Below are 13,931 nucleotides of genomic sequence, written 5' to 3'. Positions count from 1 at the left end.
GGCGTTTGAATTGTTCATCTGATAAGTTTTGATAATCCATAATTTTGCTAATAAACATAGCAAAATTATAGATGATTTCCTGACCTAAGATCACATTTTATTCTTTTTTCCACTTCAATCTAAGAATTGAGAAAAAAGCAAGACATTATATTATACCATAAAAAAATTATGCAAGAGGTCTAATAAAGTTGGGGGTCATTCCAGAGGATTGAGGAGGTCAAGTCTTTTCTTTGGATGGGTAAGGTGGATGCTGCTATCTCTTGTGCGCGAAGGATGGTCAGAGCCGCAAGTGGAGAATTTTATTATTTATTTGAACAAGCATAAACATCGAATTGTCAATTATGGTTATTTGCAGGCAGAGGGCATTTCGATTGGCTCTGGCTCTGTTGAATCAAAAATTAAACAAATTGCTCATCGTCTTAAAATTACTGGTGCAAGTTGGGAATCTGGTAATGTACCGCAAGTCCTTCGTCATCGCTGTGCTTATCTAAATGGTTGCCTTTTTTAACTTTTTTATTGATCTCATTAAGCATTTCTACTTATTGCAAAGGTGAGATGCTCCCAATCCTCCCGCTCTAAAAATTCTTTGAGGTCTTCCTTTAATGGAGTTTTTGTCTGTTGTAAATATTCTTCTAATGGCTGAAAAAAAGGCGGAAAAGGCTGCCAATTTTTATAATCGATAGATACCTTTTCCACTCCATCCGTCGCCACACAAATAAAGGCAACTGGCTCGGTTAAAACTTTTATTTGCATATCCTCCAAAGCATTACTAGAAGCAACTGTGTCCTCTGTGTCTCTGTGGTTCGTTCCACTCACCCACCGGCGTTACCGTATCTTAGAATACATTTTAACCACAGAACCCATCAGAAAAGATATCTTTCCCTTAAGCTGAACGCGGGATTTGATTTTTGACTATTAGTCGCAGGGTTTGTTGCAATTCCTCGCGACTGTGAATTTCCTCCAGACGGTGAACCGGAACACCTCGATCGAAGAGAATTAAAGTAGGCAGACTACGCAGACGAAAACTATTAGCTAATTTAAAATTATTATCGGCATTGACACCGACTAATTGAATTGCATCTTGACACTCATTTTGCCAAGAAAAGAGGGTGGGTTGGATTAAACGACATAAACCACACCAAGGTGCCCAAAAATACACGAGAACCGGACGAGAAGACTCTAAAACTAGCTTAGGGAAGCTCTTTTCGTTGACAGATAGTATCATGTCTAAACGTATTTTATGAAAATTTTATTTTGATATAGAAGCCATTCTACACCAATCGGGATCAACAGGAAAGGGGTTGGGAGCAAAATCACCAATAAATTTTACTTGTTGCTTGCATTAGCCAAGGATGCGCCCACCAGAGGAGTAAAATAAACCCTGTTACCCCTAGATAGGCAGGACGAAGGAATTCTTGCCATTTTAGGCTTTGCCGACCATCGATAATTGCTAAAAAGGGGACCACTGAGGTGCGTTCTTTGATCTTTAAAAATGCCTCTCCGTAACGGTCTTCTAACCGGCGATCGCCATGCCAGACAGCAAAAAGATGATGGGCAATTAAACCTAGGGAAGTCAATAGGGTAAAGCTTGTCCCTAACCAGAGGGTATGGGCAATACACCAGATCACCTGTCCTACCATCTGGGGATGACGGGTAACGCGCAGGATGCCGGTTTCGTAGAGATGAACCTGGGGTTTTTGGATAGCGGCGATCTCCAGCAGGTTAAAGGTGGCAGGATAGAGAAAGAAAAAAGAAATGGCCGAAAGTATCCAAACTAGGGTTTTAACTCCAGTTACTCCCTGTACTTGCCAGAGAAGCAAACCATCATAACGATGATTGAAGAAATAAACTACTAAAATTACTGCTAGAGGAATACTCACAAGGGCAAATAATACCCGATACAGTCGCGCACCGATGATAGCTTCTCCCCCCATTCGTAAACTGGCTAATCCGCTATGGGCAACAGCAAAACCCAATAATAAACCTAACATGATCCAATGACTAGCGAATGCCACTTTTACCCTCTTGATTGACTAAATTTTTCTCCCAATTCTATTTTAAAGATTGATGGTTAATTTTCAGCCCCTTTTTTTTGTGTTGCCAGTATCGGGGATTCGGGGCAAAATAAAACTATGCTTCCCCAAAGCGACTCCCAAGAATATAACCGGGGAACTATCTAATTTTGCAACTTTTTAGGTAATATGTCTTATCCCCAAAAGCGATTTGTGATGGTCTGTCAGCATTCTTCCTGTTTGGTGCAGGGTGCGTCCGAGCTTCTTTTAGCTTGGCAAACGGCAGCGCTCCCAGAAGATGTCATCGTTATGACCAGTGGTTGTCAAGGACAGTGTAGCACTAGCCCCACGGTGAGGATTATTCCCGAAGAAACTTGGTACTGTCGTGTTAAACCAGAGGATGTCAATCAGATTGTCGAAGAACATTTAAAAAACGGTCAACCGGTCGAGCGTTTACTCCATCCACGCATTCACGCTCAATAGCAGTAAACTCGGTCATCAATTTTTAGACTATGCTTCACAATAGTCTTTTGCTCCTAGGTTAACCCCTGTGAATGCCTATGATTGCAATCTGGAGACTTAATTCTCGGATAATACATTTGTTTTAAGTAGGTAGGCGTTAAAAATTATCAGACACCCCCCTTATCAAGGGGGGCAGGGGGGATCGAACCTAAAATCCATTTTTAATTTAATTATAACCAGCTACTTAAATGATCGGGTTCCTTTCGGGATTTCCGAAGAACAAAAAAGGGGACTTAGCCCCTTTTTCTGGATTAGTTAGTTATTTTTTCGGCGATAACATCATCATCATGTTACGACCTTCTTTTTTTGGTGCTTGCTGTACCTCAGCTACATCCTCTAAATCCTTGGCCATGCGAGCCAGTAATTCTTCCGCTAGGTTAGAGTGTTGAATTTCCCGACCTCGGAAGGTAATCGTCGCTTTTACCTTATCTCCCGCTTTTAAAAAACGTTGCGCTTGGTTGACTCGCACGTTGTAGTCATGCTCATCGATTTTATAGCGCATTTTAACTTCTTTTATATCGGCTGTATGCTGTTTTTTCTTGGCTTCGCGGGCTTTTTTCTCCTGTTCAAACTTGTACTTACCATAGTCCATAATCCGGCAAACGGGAGGACTTGCCGTTTCACTGACGAGGACGAGATCAAGTTCCTTTTCTTCGGCCACGCGCAAAGCTTCGGCAGGAGTAATAATTCCCAGTTGAGAGCCGTCGCTATCGATAACGCGGATTTCGGGAAAGCGGATTCTTTCGTTAATTTGGGGGAGATCGCGAGTAGTGCGTCTTTTATCTATCACAGGCGTTCTGGGTTATCTCTATTCTAGTTAGTTAATCGGTTGGAGTTTACAAAATGGTTTACTTGCTATTCTACCTACTCGATCGAGTTTCTTGGCCAATTGTTAAGTTTTCTTGCAATGTTAATTTTTAGCCGCCGGTCGTCAGCCCCCAGCCGTCAGCCAGATAAGCTGTTGTCTATGGGTTTTGTCAGACTAAGACCCTATACTCTCAGGAATCGATCGGTAAGGTGCGTTCTCCCTCGTTGCAGCAGGTAACGCACCCGACAAAATCGGCGGCATCGCACTACCCCTGTAAACCAATGTCTAGATTATAGTAGGACGGTATCAGGCGAAAGCTGAGAAGATTGTCCAGTATGGTTAAATGTCGCGCTGATGTTTTAATATTACCTATCGCCTAAAACTATGATTACTTATATTAAAATTCATGGCTTTAAATCCTTTCATAATTTTGAAATGGAATTTACGCCGCTTACTGTAGTTGCTGGGGTTAATGCTTCTGGTAAGAGTAATTTATTTGATGCTTTGCAATTGTTGGCGCGGTTGGCAGAAGTAGATCTGAAGACGGCTTTTAGCGAGCAACGAGGACATCCTAGCGAACTTTTTACCCAATATGATGAGGACGACTACGCCACGGAAATGGAATTTATAGTTGAAATGTTAGTCAATCGCAAGGTAAAAGATAATTGGGGTGGGGAAGTCGATCTTAAATATACAAGGTTGCGCTATCAATTAAAAATTAAACGAGAGTCTAATATAAGTGGATTTGAAAACTTGTATATTGTTGATGAACGTTTAGAAAATTTAAAGCACAATGAAGATAATTGGGTAAAAAATTATATTCCTAAGACAGTATTGGAAACTTGGCGACCAAAAGTAGTAACGGGTAGGAGAGCGATTCCTTATATTAAGACTGAAGATATTAATGGTATTGCTACCATTGTTGTACCTCAAGACGGTCAACAAGGAAATAAAAAAGTATTTCCCGCAAAAAACGCATCACAAACTGTTTTAAGCAGCATTAATACTATAGATTTTAAACATATATTAGCCGCCAAACAAGAAATGCTGAGTTGGAAGTTTATGCAGTTTAATCCCGAAGATCTGCGAGAACCTACGCGTCAAGATATGGGCATCAGAGATACAATAACAGCAAGCGGAAAGAATTTAGCCGCTGCTTTATTTCGCATTAAACAAAATGATGAATATACCCTCACAGCAATTTCCCGTGATCTCAATAATCTGCTACCGAATCTTACAGAAGTTAATGTTTATGACGACAAAGCAAATCGACAATTTATTATCAAGGTAAAAGGTGATGATGGTCGGGAGTTTTCTTCGAGAGTGCTTTCCGAAGGAACCCTACGTTTATTAACATTATGTGTCCTGCAATACGACCGACAACACACAGGATTACTGTGTTTTGAAGAGCCAGAAAATGGCATTCATCCTTTTCGTATTGAAGCAATGGCAAGATTATTAAAAGAGCTAACTGTCGATTTTAAAGATACTGAAATGCCTTTACGCCAAGTAATAGTGAACACTCATTCTCCAGTTCTGGTGAGTCAATTAATTAATTGGCAAGATGATGAAAATGTCAGCATTTGGCTTTCTCAACTTACCACTATAATATCCACTATTGAAGGGAAGCGAATTAAGATGAAAAGCAGTAATTTTCACCCTGTTATCAAAGAGAATAAAAAGCAATTAACCTTTTTTTAATACTAACTATTGATTAGGCGACTTACCATCTCTACCATTCGACATAGGTTTAAATTTTTAATCTCTTCCTGAATTTGATCGATTGAACTTTGAGAATCATCACTACAGTAAGCCAATTGAACTTTCTTTCCCTGCGGATCGGTTAATAGGGTGATCCAGTCTTGATCGCTCGACACCTGATAATCTATATAGATGCCTTGTCTATCTTTGGCGGGAGTGAATTTACATGAATAATAGTTATCCTGTTTACGTTTGTCCGATGCTTGTCTAGCCAACAATTTTTCGATTAACAAACAATCGGATTCTTTATGTTGCTCGTCGTGAATATAATTTATTTTGCTTAAATCCGCTTTCCTGTAAGTCTTGGAAACATAACGATAAAGCTCCGCTTTAGAATCATACTGGATAGGTAAAATAATAAATCCTTTCTCCGCTTCCTCTTTGATCGCCTTTCGAGGAATATCGGCATTATAGGGAGTTAATAGGATAGCTTGTAATTTATATTGGAGTTTACTGGTGACATGATCGGCAATTTCTTGTTTTAAAATATCTCTAAAAGTTGTAATTTGTTCGATACCTGTACTCGTGGAATTTTTATTAGTTCCCTTCATCTCGATAATTGTCAGCAGAAGTAAGTCATTCTGAATAAAAAGAGATAAATAATCAGGTCTTTTCTGCTTTTGATTTCTAACGAGAGGATCCTTCTGACGATCAGTTTTAAATAAAATACAAACGGAATCTTTTTCTGGCTTGGTAATCCGAAAGCTGACACCGCTTTCGGGTGGAGCGATCCGATCGGGTACGGTACAGAAAATAAGCAAATTTTCTAAAAAGTTAAATTTCTGCCAATCGAGTTTATTCTTCTTCTGAGGAACATCCTTCTTCGGTTTCTTGGTTTTGTTGTCCTGCTTCATAAATTGCAAAAAACTTTTGTTGAATATCAACTGATACATCGCTGAGAGTATCCCAACGAATACCGTATTCAGGGTCGTGTAAAGAAAGTAATTTATTATTTTTTATTTCATAGGCGCTAACCTGTTCCATTTTAAGAAAACCTCGGCTATCTTGCAGATAAAGCAATTTAGCTTGTTCGGCTAAAAGTTCTGGATTTTGGTGATTACCATTAACGATATTGTTAAGATGAGCCATCAAATAGGGGCTATGAGTCGTCAATAAAATTCTAACTCCTAAATTTACTAAAATCGCTAAAGATTCTAACAATTTTACCTGAGATTCTGGATGTAAGTTCATTTCAGGCTCATCGATCACCAGAAAATCCCCCGATTTTGCTCGATAGCGCAAATAGAGTAAAAGCGGGGCTAATTGTTTAATAGACGAGGAAGCATTATAAAGATCGATCTCTAAACTTCTTTTTACCGAAACTTTAATTTCTCTGCCTCCGAATTTAGTCTTTTTAAAGATTGTTTTATTGTTATTTTGAATATACTTTTCAATTTGATCGGCTAATTTTTGAAAATCATTTTTGTTTTTGGCAATGGGATCGGGCTTATTTTCTAGTTCTATGTCAGTTAAAAAATCTAAAAAATCCTCTACTGGTTGAGGATATCGAATATCCCCCTGTTCTTTTAGTAACTCTAACTGTCTATCTCGATTAATACGTCCTTGTATCAATAGCTCTCTCTGATTCTCTTTAAGTAGCTTATATCTTCTATTAGCCAGCACTTTATAGGTATTTATAAAAACGTTTCTTTCGGCGGGTAAAGGAAGTGCGTCGGAAAATGAAAATGTTACAACACCAGCAACAAAATCAAGAAGAACCATGTTTTTATAATCATAAATTTCAGCTTCTTTTTCTGGATAAAATAAAATCTCATTATTGTTGTCGCTTCGCTCGATTTTCTTGATTCCAAATGAAGCTAATGACTGGCGATACTCAATTATATGCGCTAAAACTTTTTCTATAGCTGTTTTAATATCATCTTCGGAAATTTCGATACTGAATTTCGTTTTTTCAAAAATCTTGCCGCTAGAATCTTGGAAAAAAGATTGTAGTTTTATCCCGCTAAATTCAGATGCGGACTTTTGAACAATTTCGGATATAACATCATAAAAACGTCGGTCTATTTTTAAAGACCAATGATCGGCTTGAGTTGTAAATTCTATTTTTTCTAAAATTTCACTAGAAAAAAAAAGGCCGTCACGATGATTAATCCATAACCCATAAATCGAGTAGGCGATATAAGTTTTATTAGAATTATTCGGGCCAATAATAACGGTTAGAGGCCGAAGATCCACTTCTGCCTCTTTAATACTACCTAAATTCCAGAGTTTGATTTTCATCATAAAAACGAACACTCCGAATACAGACCCTTATTTTACCCGATTCGTACTCGCTTGCGCCGATTCTTTAGTTTTATCTTCAAACGCAACCATGATCGAGAAACGAACAGCGATCGCTTTCTGAGAAAAGATCGATCGCCAACCGACAATCCAAAACGCTGTCATTACCTTTCTAAAGCAACAAGCTAGTGGTTAGCTGATCACTGAAAGCTCCTTAAATATCTAACCTTTGGTAGATGCTATTAAGGTGATTTAAGTGCTGCTGGGGATCAAAGCAACTTTCGATCTCGTCGGGGGATAAAATGCCAGTAACTCGCTCATCTTGGCTGATAAAAGCTTTAAAATTGCCGTTATCGGTGTTCCAAGCGCGATGGGCGTTTTCTTGGACGATTTTATAGGCAGATTCCCGGCTAATTCCCTTACTCACCAAAGTTAAAAGAACTCTTTGACTGAAAATCACGCCACCATAGACATTCATATTTCGCTTCATGTTTTCGGGATACACCAGCAGATTTTTGACTAAATCGGTGATTTCCTTGAGCATAAAGTGGGTCAAAATGCAAACATCCGGCAGCATTACCCGTTCTACGGAACTATGGGAAATATCTCTTTCGTGCCAGAGGGCGATATTTTCTAAAGCGGAAACGCTATGACTACGGATAATTCTCGCCATTCCCGTTAAGCGTTCTGAACGGATGGGATTACGTTTATGGGGCATAGCGGAGGAGCCTTTTTGTCCTTTGGAAAAGTATTCTTCCACTTCTAGGACATCGGTTCTTTGCAGGTTGCGAATCTCCACGGCAAAACGTTCGATCGAAGCCGCTAATAAGGCTAATTGTTGCACATAATCGGCGTGTCGATCGCGGGAGATCACTTGAGTGGAAGCGGTATCCGGTTCTAATCCTAACTTCTGACAGGTTAACGCCTCAATTTTGGGATCAATATTGGCATAGGTTCCCACTGCACCGGATATTTTACCGATGGCGATGTCTTGGCGCAAGCGAATTAAACGATCCCGTCCCCGTAGCACTTCCGCTAACCATCCCGCTAGTTTAAAGCCAAAGGTGATCGGTTCGGCGTGAATGCCGTGGGAACGTCCCACCATGACTGTATAACGGTGTTCTTGGGCGCGATAACGCAGGGCTTGAATAAAATCTTCTAATTGTTCTAAAATCAGGTTTAAACTGGCGACTAATTGTAAGGACAGGGCGGTATCTAGTACATCAGAACTGGTTAAACCTAAATGAATATAACGCCCCGGCTCGCCCACATATTCGTTAACATTTGTTAAAAAGGCGATGACATCGTGGCGCACTTCTGCTTCTATTTCTAAAATGCGATCGGGATCAAAATTAGCTTTTGCCTTAATTTCTTCCACTGCATCCCCGGGAATATAGCCTAATTCTGCCTGCGCTTCACAGACGGCTATCTCTACCTCTAGCCATGTTTGATATTTATATCTATCCGTCCACAAATTCCCCATTGCGGGGAGAGTATAACGCTCGATCACTATTAATTCTTCCAAGACAACCGTTTAATTGTATCGGATCGGGGCAAGTCTGGGAATAGGCAGGGGGCAGCGGGGAGTTTTGTTTTCCCCACTCCCTTTTCACCGGTTAGTGTTTTAGGTTCGATCCCCCCTTAATCCCCCCTTGATAAGGGGGGCATCTGATAATTTTTAACGCCTACCTACTTATCTTGTTTAATTTAGCTTGAATCGAATCCCTACCCCCTTGCTTCAACCCATGCTCGCATTTTACCCGGATTGTTCAATCCGTAGGGATCGACGAGTTGTTTAAATTCTAGTTGCAGGGGATTAATCTGTCTGCTGCCGCCATCTTCCATGATATAAGTGTGAGGATTGGCAATAGCTGCCCCCTGTTGTTCATAGATAGCAATAATCTCATTTAATCGAGTTTCTGTGGTAAATTCTAGCAAGGGAAGACCGGCGGGAATAACTTTACCTTGAAATTTCAAAAATTCTAGGTGCATCATTATTTCCTCCCCAAAATAATTATAGAGTTTCTCCACCGTGGCTAGATTAAAATAGAAAGCCTGTAGATAAGTTATTTTGGGGTTAAAACTACGCGCATGGAGAGTGGTATGATTCCAAGTAAATTCTAAGATACTGTTGCCTTTTTGGGTTTCTTCTGGCGTTTTATAGTAAGTAAGTTCACCATTATATTCTTTAATTAAAGATTCTAATGCGACTCGATCGCTGTCCGATACTATTAACAAAACTGCCGCTTTTCCCGTGGGTAAATAATCCTTAAGAGCAGTAAAATAAGCGGGAATTGGCCAAGAGTGAACACTAACCATTTTCTTGACAATGCCATCACTATCACTAAGAGCTTGACCAAATTTAGCGGCGGTGATAAAATCGGCAAAAGTAACGATAAATTCTGCCCAAGGATAACAGGGAGCGAGGGCTATTTCTAACTCGGTAATAATGCCATTGGTTCCGTAGGCATGATTGACTTTTTCTACCTCATCCCCCCGTAGTTCGATAATTTTTGGTTCTGTTTCTAGGGTGACTAACTGCACTGCTTGCAGATTGCCCCTATCCTTCAATTGTCCATAATTAATTGAACCCATGCCCACACTGCCACCCCCGATAAAACCGCCAATTGTCGCCGTCCGATAGGTAGAGGGAGCCATTCTTAATTCCCAACCGATTGCGCGAGCTTGTTTATCAAAAAAGGCCATTTTTACCCCCGCTTCTACCCGTGCTGTACCCGGTTCGATCGAGATAATTTTTGTTAGTTTGGTTGTGTCTAAAATTACTCCTCCCCGCAAGGGAACACATTGACCATAATTACCTGTACCCGCACCTCTAACTGTTAAAGGAATTTGGTATTTAACGCAGGTTTTAGCGATGTCGATAACTTCTTGGCTATTCTGGGGACGAATGACTAAATCAGCCCGTTTATCTTGCAGTTGTGTTTCTAAAATGGGACTAAAATGATAATAATCTAAGGAAAGTTTCGCCACTTGCCCCGGATCGGTGATAATTTCCAGATGGGCAAGTTCTTGAATGAGATTTTGATAGTTAGATTTCATGGTTAGGTATTAGTGTAAAATTAGTTTCCTAGTCGAGATGACAATTCAGTTAAGTAGTCGTGCAAAATTAATTTCTTGGTTAGGATAGGCAAAAGGCAAGAGGCAAAAGGCAAAAGCTTGATCGAAATGTGTAATTAATTTTGCTTAGGTACTTATCAGTTATCAGTTATCAGTTATCATTCATAATTCATAATTCATAATTCCCCCATTTCTCCATCATCTTACACCCTACACCCTACACCCTACACCCTACACCCTACACCCCACACCCTACACCCTACACCCTACACCCCAATCAGCGATCGCTGGATAAGAAAAAATTAAAAACCGATCGCCTAGGCGGTCGGTTTTACTAAGAAGTATAAACTTTTATTAACTTTGTTTGCTGAGAAACTGTTGAGCTTGTCTAAGAGCGGCAGCGCCGATATTGAAGACAGCCCAGCCACCAGCAATAAGCAAAGGGGTTAAAACGATTAACACTCTCCAGTCCATAGATTTCCTTCTCCTCGGTCAGTGCTTAAAAGATTGTTACTTGATTCTCATTTTATATTTATACCCTAATCCGCCCGTTTTGGGAATCCAGTATCAGTACCTTTTCCCCCATGAACAAGGGCAAGTTTAGCATAGCGCTCGGCGTGTTCGATCAACTCTTGAGCCTCCTGTGGCGACACTTCCCGGACGCGTTTAGCGGGAATGCCCACCACTAAAGATCGCGGTGGTATATCTTTTGTCACAATACTACCCGCCCCGACAATACTACCCGCCCCGACGCGCACACCATCGAGAATCACTGCCCCAATGCCGATTAAACAACCGCGCTCAATATGGGCTGCGTGAATTACCGCCCGATGCCCGATGGTAACGTAATCTTCAAGGATAGTAATTTTGCCCGGATCTCCGTGTAGGATCGCCCCATCTTGGATATTAGTATAGGCCCCAATTTCGATGCGTTCCACGTCGGCACGCAATACCGCCCCATACCAAACACTCACCCCCACAGCTAGGGAAATATCGCCTATTACCGTGGCATTGGGGGCGATAAAAGCCGCTTGACTGACATCGACAAGGGGCCAGAAATTAGAAGTTGATCTTAAGTTATCTAAAGACATGAAAGGATCTGCACTAAAGTCAAAAGAGAATACCCGTCCAATTTGGTTGGGTATAATATGGGTAGGATTATTGGTACAAAGATAGCAATTTTTAGTTTAGGTTCTCCCATGATCAATGCAAGTTTACAATACCCTGTTTTTGGCCCCGATATCCATTGTCCTCACTGTCGGCAGCTAATCCCCGCCCTCACTTTGACGGATACCTATTTGTGTCCGCGCCATGGGGCTTTTGAAGCCGATCCCAAAACGGGTGAGTTGGTTCACTTGCAGTCAGGACGGCATTGGCGACTCTGGAATGGTGAGTGGTATCGTCAACACACTCACCCGGATGGTATTCGTTTTGAGATTCACGAAGCACTCGATCGCCTCTATACTCAAGGATTTAAAGCGACTAAAGTAATTATTGCCAACCGTTATCGGGATTTAGTTAGTTCCTACCTAGAACGTAACACTACTTGGCGCGGTAATGAACCGGGTGAAGCCACTATTCCCCGTCTCTACGGTTTACCAGTAGAATTTAGCCCCGATGCCCCCGATCAACCCTGTTGGGATGTAATTAATTTTGATCTGGAAAAAGAACCGGGGGTTCCCAAACGCTATCCCTATTTTCGTCTTTTTGATTAATCATTTATCAGTTATCAGTAAACAGTTATCAGTGAATAATCTCACTTAATAAACTCATAACCTCAAAACTGAATCGGGAGGCAGATCGATGAAGGATTGCTTATCAACCCCGAATTCTGACTGATTACTGATTACTGATCACTGAAAATGCACCATGCTTCTATTCGGACGGCTAATATCCATCGGGCGATCGCTTTTTACCAACTTCTCGGTTTTACCCTAGAGGAAAGATTCACCACGGGTTATACTTTGGCCTGTTGGCTAACAGGATTAAACGGACGCATCGAATTAATCCAAATTCCTCAACCGAAACCCGCCCCCGATGCCTTTAGCGATCAGCATTATGTCGGTTATTATCACTTGTCTTTTGACCTAACAGAAAATGTCAGCAATCTACCAGAATGGTTAGAAAAATTAACAAATAAATTTCAGCAAGCCCATCAAGAGGATGCCGATTTATATCAACCTTTAAACATTCTTTTGCCCCCCCAACAACAGATGATCGGCGATCATGTCTATGAAGTCACTTTTATTGCCGATACAGACGGTTTACCCCTAGAATTTATCCGTCGTTTAACCTAAAAAGATTGTCCCACTTCTAAGACTTTTGTTTGGCCGTTACGAGACAAAATAACCTGTTGATTACCAACTTCCACTAAAGTCCAACCATTGATAAATTCCCCTGGAGAAATACGGGTAGTTATGCCCTTATTATCAAATAAAGCTGTAGATCGATCACCTAAATCCATCACCCCCACCAGAATATTTTTCACCTGATTATTGGTAGGAATAACCGCTGCTACTGGTCGATTTTCTTGGGGAGCAGCTGGTAATGGTGGTGCAGAAATGTCGGTATTTGAGGGTGTAACTGGGACAAGTTTGGCAGTAGTTTCAGGGGTTTGGGGATAAACAGGAACGTAAATTCTTTCTATGATCTGGGGACTATTATTAACCGGTAAATTAGCGGGTGGTGCTGGTGGAACTGGCACTACTGGAGAAGGGTTATTTTTGGCAGCAGGATTGGGATCGGGGGATGAAGTTTGACTTTGGCGATCAATAATAGCAAGGGATGATTGCAGATAGGCAATAAATTTTTTATCTTCCTGGGAAATCGTGCCATTTTGAGAGATGGGGGCATTTTTTTGACTGATTAGCCATGCCACCACCCAACCTAGATAGATGCAAGCAATAACAAAAATAACTTTATCTAGGGGCATTCTGGGATTTTCTTCATAGCCCGCTGGCATATTTGTTTCACTCCTTGATCGATGCTGTAGTTTCGATTTTAACAGGATAACACTCATTTATTCTACCTCAATTTTCCTTTTTAACTCAGTGACGGATTTTGTTCACAATGTAGGGGCGAACCGCGTTCGCCCAAAAGGTACATTATCAAAGCGCAAGTCCCTAACCTGTTGGCGGCTGTTTGTAAGTGTGAGTTAGGTGTAGCAGCTTCTTAAAAGTTGCCAAACATTAATCAAGTCAAGGATAATTTATTCTCAATTTTTATAATTGAGAAAGTTTTTGATGCTTAAATAAAGAGGTTTTGACAACCAAATTAAAGCATATCTAAAGAGTTTTGAGTTAAAAGTAAAACTTCAGGTTTTCATTCAGAAGAAATGTACTAACTAACTAATTTTCCAAAAAAAATTAGTGGTTCTTCCGAACTTACCATGTAAAATCAACTAGCAAAATGCCAATTTAATAAACATCTAAGACTAAAGTTTTTAAAGTTTCTAAATCCATAGCCTCTCCTTTTAATCACCTTCAGTTTATTATTAATTCCTTCCACTG

The 13,931-nt window shown here is 40.6% G+C and carries 16 protein-coding genes and 2 pseudogenes; 5 read left to right on the top strand and 13 right to left on the bottom strand.

Annotation, left to right across the window (positions count from 1 at the left end; translation table 11 throughout):
* Positions 1 to 192 precede the first annotated feature (192 nt).
* A pseudogene (locus tag IM462_RS13665) lies at positions 193 to 508 on the top strand (ISKra4 family transposase); the annotation flags it as partial.
* A gap of 17 nt (positions 509 to 525) precedes the next feature.
* Here IM462_RS13665 and IM462_RS13660 read toward each other — a convergent pair.
* The 3 genes and pseudogenes from IM462_RS13660 to IM462_RS13650 all read right to left on the bottom strand — a co-directional run.
* Positions 526 to 780: pseudogene (locus IM462_RS13660) on the bottom strand (protein phosphatase 2C domain-containing protein); the annotation flags it as partial.
* A 103-nt stretch (positions 781 to 883) separates the two neighbouring features.
* Positions 884 to 1,225 carry a thioredoxin family protein gene (locus IM462_RS13655; RefSeq protein ID WP_016514592.1) on the bottom strand — a complete coding sequence of 114 codons (342 nt, stop codon included), beginning with the start codon at positions 1,223 to 1,225 and terminating at the stop codon, positions 884 to 886.
* Positions 1,226 to 1,313: 88 nt separating this feature from the next.
* On the bottom strand, positions 1,314 to 2,015 hold the full coding sequence (locus IM462_RS13650; RefSeq protein WP_008196780.1) for an NnrU family protein: 702 nt from the start codon (positions 2,013 to 2,015) through the stop codon (positions 1,314 to 1,316).
* Between the two features lie 186 nt (positions 2,016 to 2,201).
* Here IM462_RS13650 and IM462_RS13645 point away from each other — a divergent pair, with 186 nt between their 5' ends.
* Positions 2,202 to 2,495, top strand: coding sequence for a (2Fe-2S) ferredoxin domain-containing protein (locus IM462_RS13645; RefSeq protein ID WP_002753074.1), 294 nt, complete (start codon positions 2,202 to 2,204; stop codon positions 2,493 to 2,495).
* A gap of 298 nt (positions 2,496 to 2,793) precedes the next feature.
* On the opposite strand, the gene infC is transcribed toward IM462_RS13645, so the two are convergent.
* Positions 2,794 to 3,324, bottom strand: a complete 531-nt coding sequence (gene infC, locus IM462_RS13640) for a translation initiation factor IF-3 (protein ID WP_002736104.1) — start codon at positions 3,322 to 3,324, stop codon at positions 2,794 to 2,796.
* A 402-nt stretch (positions 3,325 to 3,726) separates the two neighbouring features.
* On the opposite strand from infC, the gene IM462_RS13635 reads away from it, so the two are divergent.
* Positions 3,727 to 5,043 carry an AAA family ATPase gene (locus IM462_RS13635; protein WP_287704232.1) on the top strand — a complete coding sequence of 439 codons (1,317 nt, stop codon included), beginning with the start codon at positions 3,727 to 3,729 and terminating at the stop codon, positions 5,041 to 5,043.
* A gap of 2 nt (positions 5,044 to 5,045) precedes the next feature.
* Here the strand turns inward: IM462_RS13635 and IM462_RS13630 are convergent, their stop codons facing one another.
* The 7 genes from IM462_RS13630 to IM462_RS13600 form a co-directional block, all read right to left on the bottom strand.
* Entirely contained in the window at positions 5,046 to 5,957 is a 912-nt protein-coding gene (locus IM462_RS13630; protein ID WP_287704230.1) for a hypothetical protein, read from the bottom strand.
* Complete coding sequence (locus IM462_RS13625) at positions 5,899 to 7,347, bottom strand: AAA family ATPase (RefSeq protein ID WP_287704228.1); 1,449 nt, start codon at positions 7,345 to 7,347, stop codon at positions 5,899 to 5,901. The genes IM462_RS13630 and IM462_RS13625 overlap by 59 nt, the downstream gene beginning before the upstream one ends.
* A gap of 27 nt (positions 7,348 to 7,374) precedes the next feature.
* Positions 7,375 to 7,509 carry a hypothetical protein gene (locus IM462_RS13620; protein ID WP_256377759.1) on the bottom strand — a complete coding sequence of 45 codons (135 nt, stop codon included), beginning with the start codon at positions 7,507 to 7,509 and terminating at the stop codon, positions 7,375 to 7,377.
* Between the two features lie 49 nt (positions 7,510 to 7,558).
* A complete protein-coding gene (gene purB, locus IM462_RS13615) occupies positions 7,559 to 8,854 on the bottom strand; it encodes an adenylosuccinate lyase (RefSeq protein ID WP_004268608.1) in 1,296 nt (431 codons plus the stop codon).
* Positions 8,855 to 9,069: 215 nt separating this feature from the next.
* Positions 9,070 to 10,404, bottom strand: coding sequence for an FAD-binding oxidoreductase (locus IM462_RS13610; protein WP_287704226.1), 1,335 nt, complete (start codon positions 10,402 to 10,404; stop codon positions 9,070 to 9,072).
* A gap of 372 nt (positions 10,405 to 10,776) precedes the next feature.
* On the bottom strand, positions 10,777 to 10,896 hold the full coding sequence (locus tag IM462_RS13605; RefSeq protein ID WP_012265998.1) for a photosystem II protein Y: 120 nt from the start codon (positions 10,894 to 10,896) through the stop codon (positions 10,777 to 10,779).
* A 65-nt stretch (positions 10,897 to 10,961) separates the two neighbouring features.
* Positions 10,962 to 11,513, bottom strand: a complete 552-nt coding sequence (locus IM462_RS13600; RefSeq protein ID WP_046661832.1) for a gamma carbonic anhydrase family protein — start codon at positions 11,511 to 11,513, stop codon at positions 10,962 to 10,964.
* A gap of 108 nt (positions 11,514 to 11,621) precedes the next feature.
* On the opposite strand from IM462_RS13600, the gene IM462_RS13595 reads away from it, so the two are divergent.
* Entirely contained in the window at positions 11,622 to 12,137 is a 516-nt protein-coding gene (locus IM462_RS13595) for a TIGR02652 family protein (protein WP_287704237.1), read from the top strand.
* Between the two features lie 147 nt (positions 12,138 to 12,284).
* The gene (locus IM462_RS13590) at positions 12,285 to 12,719 is read left to right on the top strand and encodes a VOC family protein (RefSeq protein WP_287704223.1); all 435 of its coding nucleotides are present in this window, start codon (positions 12,285 to 12,287) and stop codon (positions 12,717 to 12,719) included.
* On the opposite strand, the gene IM462_RS13585 is transcribed toward IM462_RS13590, so the two are convergent.
* Both IM462_RS13585 and IM462_RS13580 read right to left on the bottom strand, forming a co-directional pair.
* Positions 12,716 to 13,384, bottom strand: a complete 669-nt coding sequence (locus IM462_RS13585) for a hypothetical protein (protein ID WP_287704221.1) — start codon at positions 13,382 to 13,384, stop codon at positions 12,716 to 12,718. The genes IM462_RS13590 and IM462_RS13585 overlap by 4 nt on opposite strands.
* A gap of 434 nt (positions 13,385 to 13,818) precedes the next feature.
* A partial coding sequence (locus IM462_RS13580) for a transposase (RefSeq protein ID WP_036400142.1) occupies positions 13,819 to 13,931 on the bottom strand: 113 nt, incomplete at its 5' end.

Source organism: Microcystis sp. M144S2, assembly GCF_020246065.1.
Lineage (GTDB): Bacteria > Cyanobacteriota > Cyanobacteriia > Cyanobacteriales > Microcystaceae > Microcystis > Microcystis ichthyoblabe_A.
Note: the sequence above shows the minus strand (reverse complement) of the source record. Positions and strands in the feature narration are given on the sequence as shown.

Bases quoted from the DNA above. Each gene is read 5' to 3' on its own strand.
- IM462_RS13610 (WP_287704226.1), bottom strand. From the start codon at position 10,404: ATGAAATCTAACTATCAAAATCTCATTCAAGAACTTGCCCATCTGGAA.
- IM462_RS13605 (WP_012265998.1), bottom strand. From the start codon at position 10,896: ATGGACTGGAGAGTGTTAATCGTTTTAACCCCTTTGCTTATTGCTGGT.
- IM462_RS13630 (WP_287704230.1), bottom strand. From the start codon at position 5,957: ATGAAGCAGGACAACAAAACCAAGAAACCGAAGAAGGATGTTCCTCAG.
- IM462_RS13645 (WP_002753074.1), top strand. From the start codon at position 2,202: ATGTCTTATCCCCAAAAGCGATTTGTGATGGTCTGTCAGCATTCTTCC.
- IM462_RS13635 (WP_287704232.1), top strand. From the start codon at position 3,727: ATGATTACTTATATTAAAATTCATGGCTTTAAATCCTTTCATAATTTT.
- IM462_RS13625 (WP_287704228.1), bottom strand. From the start codon at position 7,347: ATGATGAAAATCAAACTCTGGAATTTAGGTAGTATTAAAGAGGCAGAA.
- IM462_RS13600 (WP_046661832.1), bottom strand. From the start codon at position 11,513: ATGTCTTTAGATAACTTAAGATCAACTTCTAATTTCTGGCCCCTTGTC.
- IM462_RS13585 (WP_287704221.1), bottom strand. From the start codon at position 13,384: ATGCCAGCGGGCTATGAAGAAAATCCCAGAATGCCCCTAGATAAAGTT.
- IM462_RS13595 (WP_287704237.1), top strand. From the start codon at position 11,622: ATGATCAATGCAAGTTTACAATACCCTGTTTTTGGCCCCGATATCCAT.
- IM462_RS13620 (WP_256377759.1), bottom strand. From the start codon at position 7,509: ATGACAGCGTTTTGGATTGTCGGTTGGCGATCGATCTTTTCTCAGAAA.
- IM462_RS13655 (WP_016514592.1), bottom strand. From the start codon at position 1,225: ATGATACTATCTGTCAACGAAAAGAGCTTCCCTAAGCTAGTTTTAGAG.
- IM462_RS13590 (WP_287704223.1), top strand. From the start codon at position 12,285: ATGCACCATGCTTCTATTCGGACGGCTAATATCCATCGGGCGATCGCT.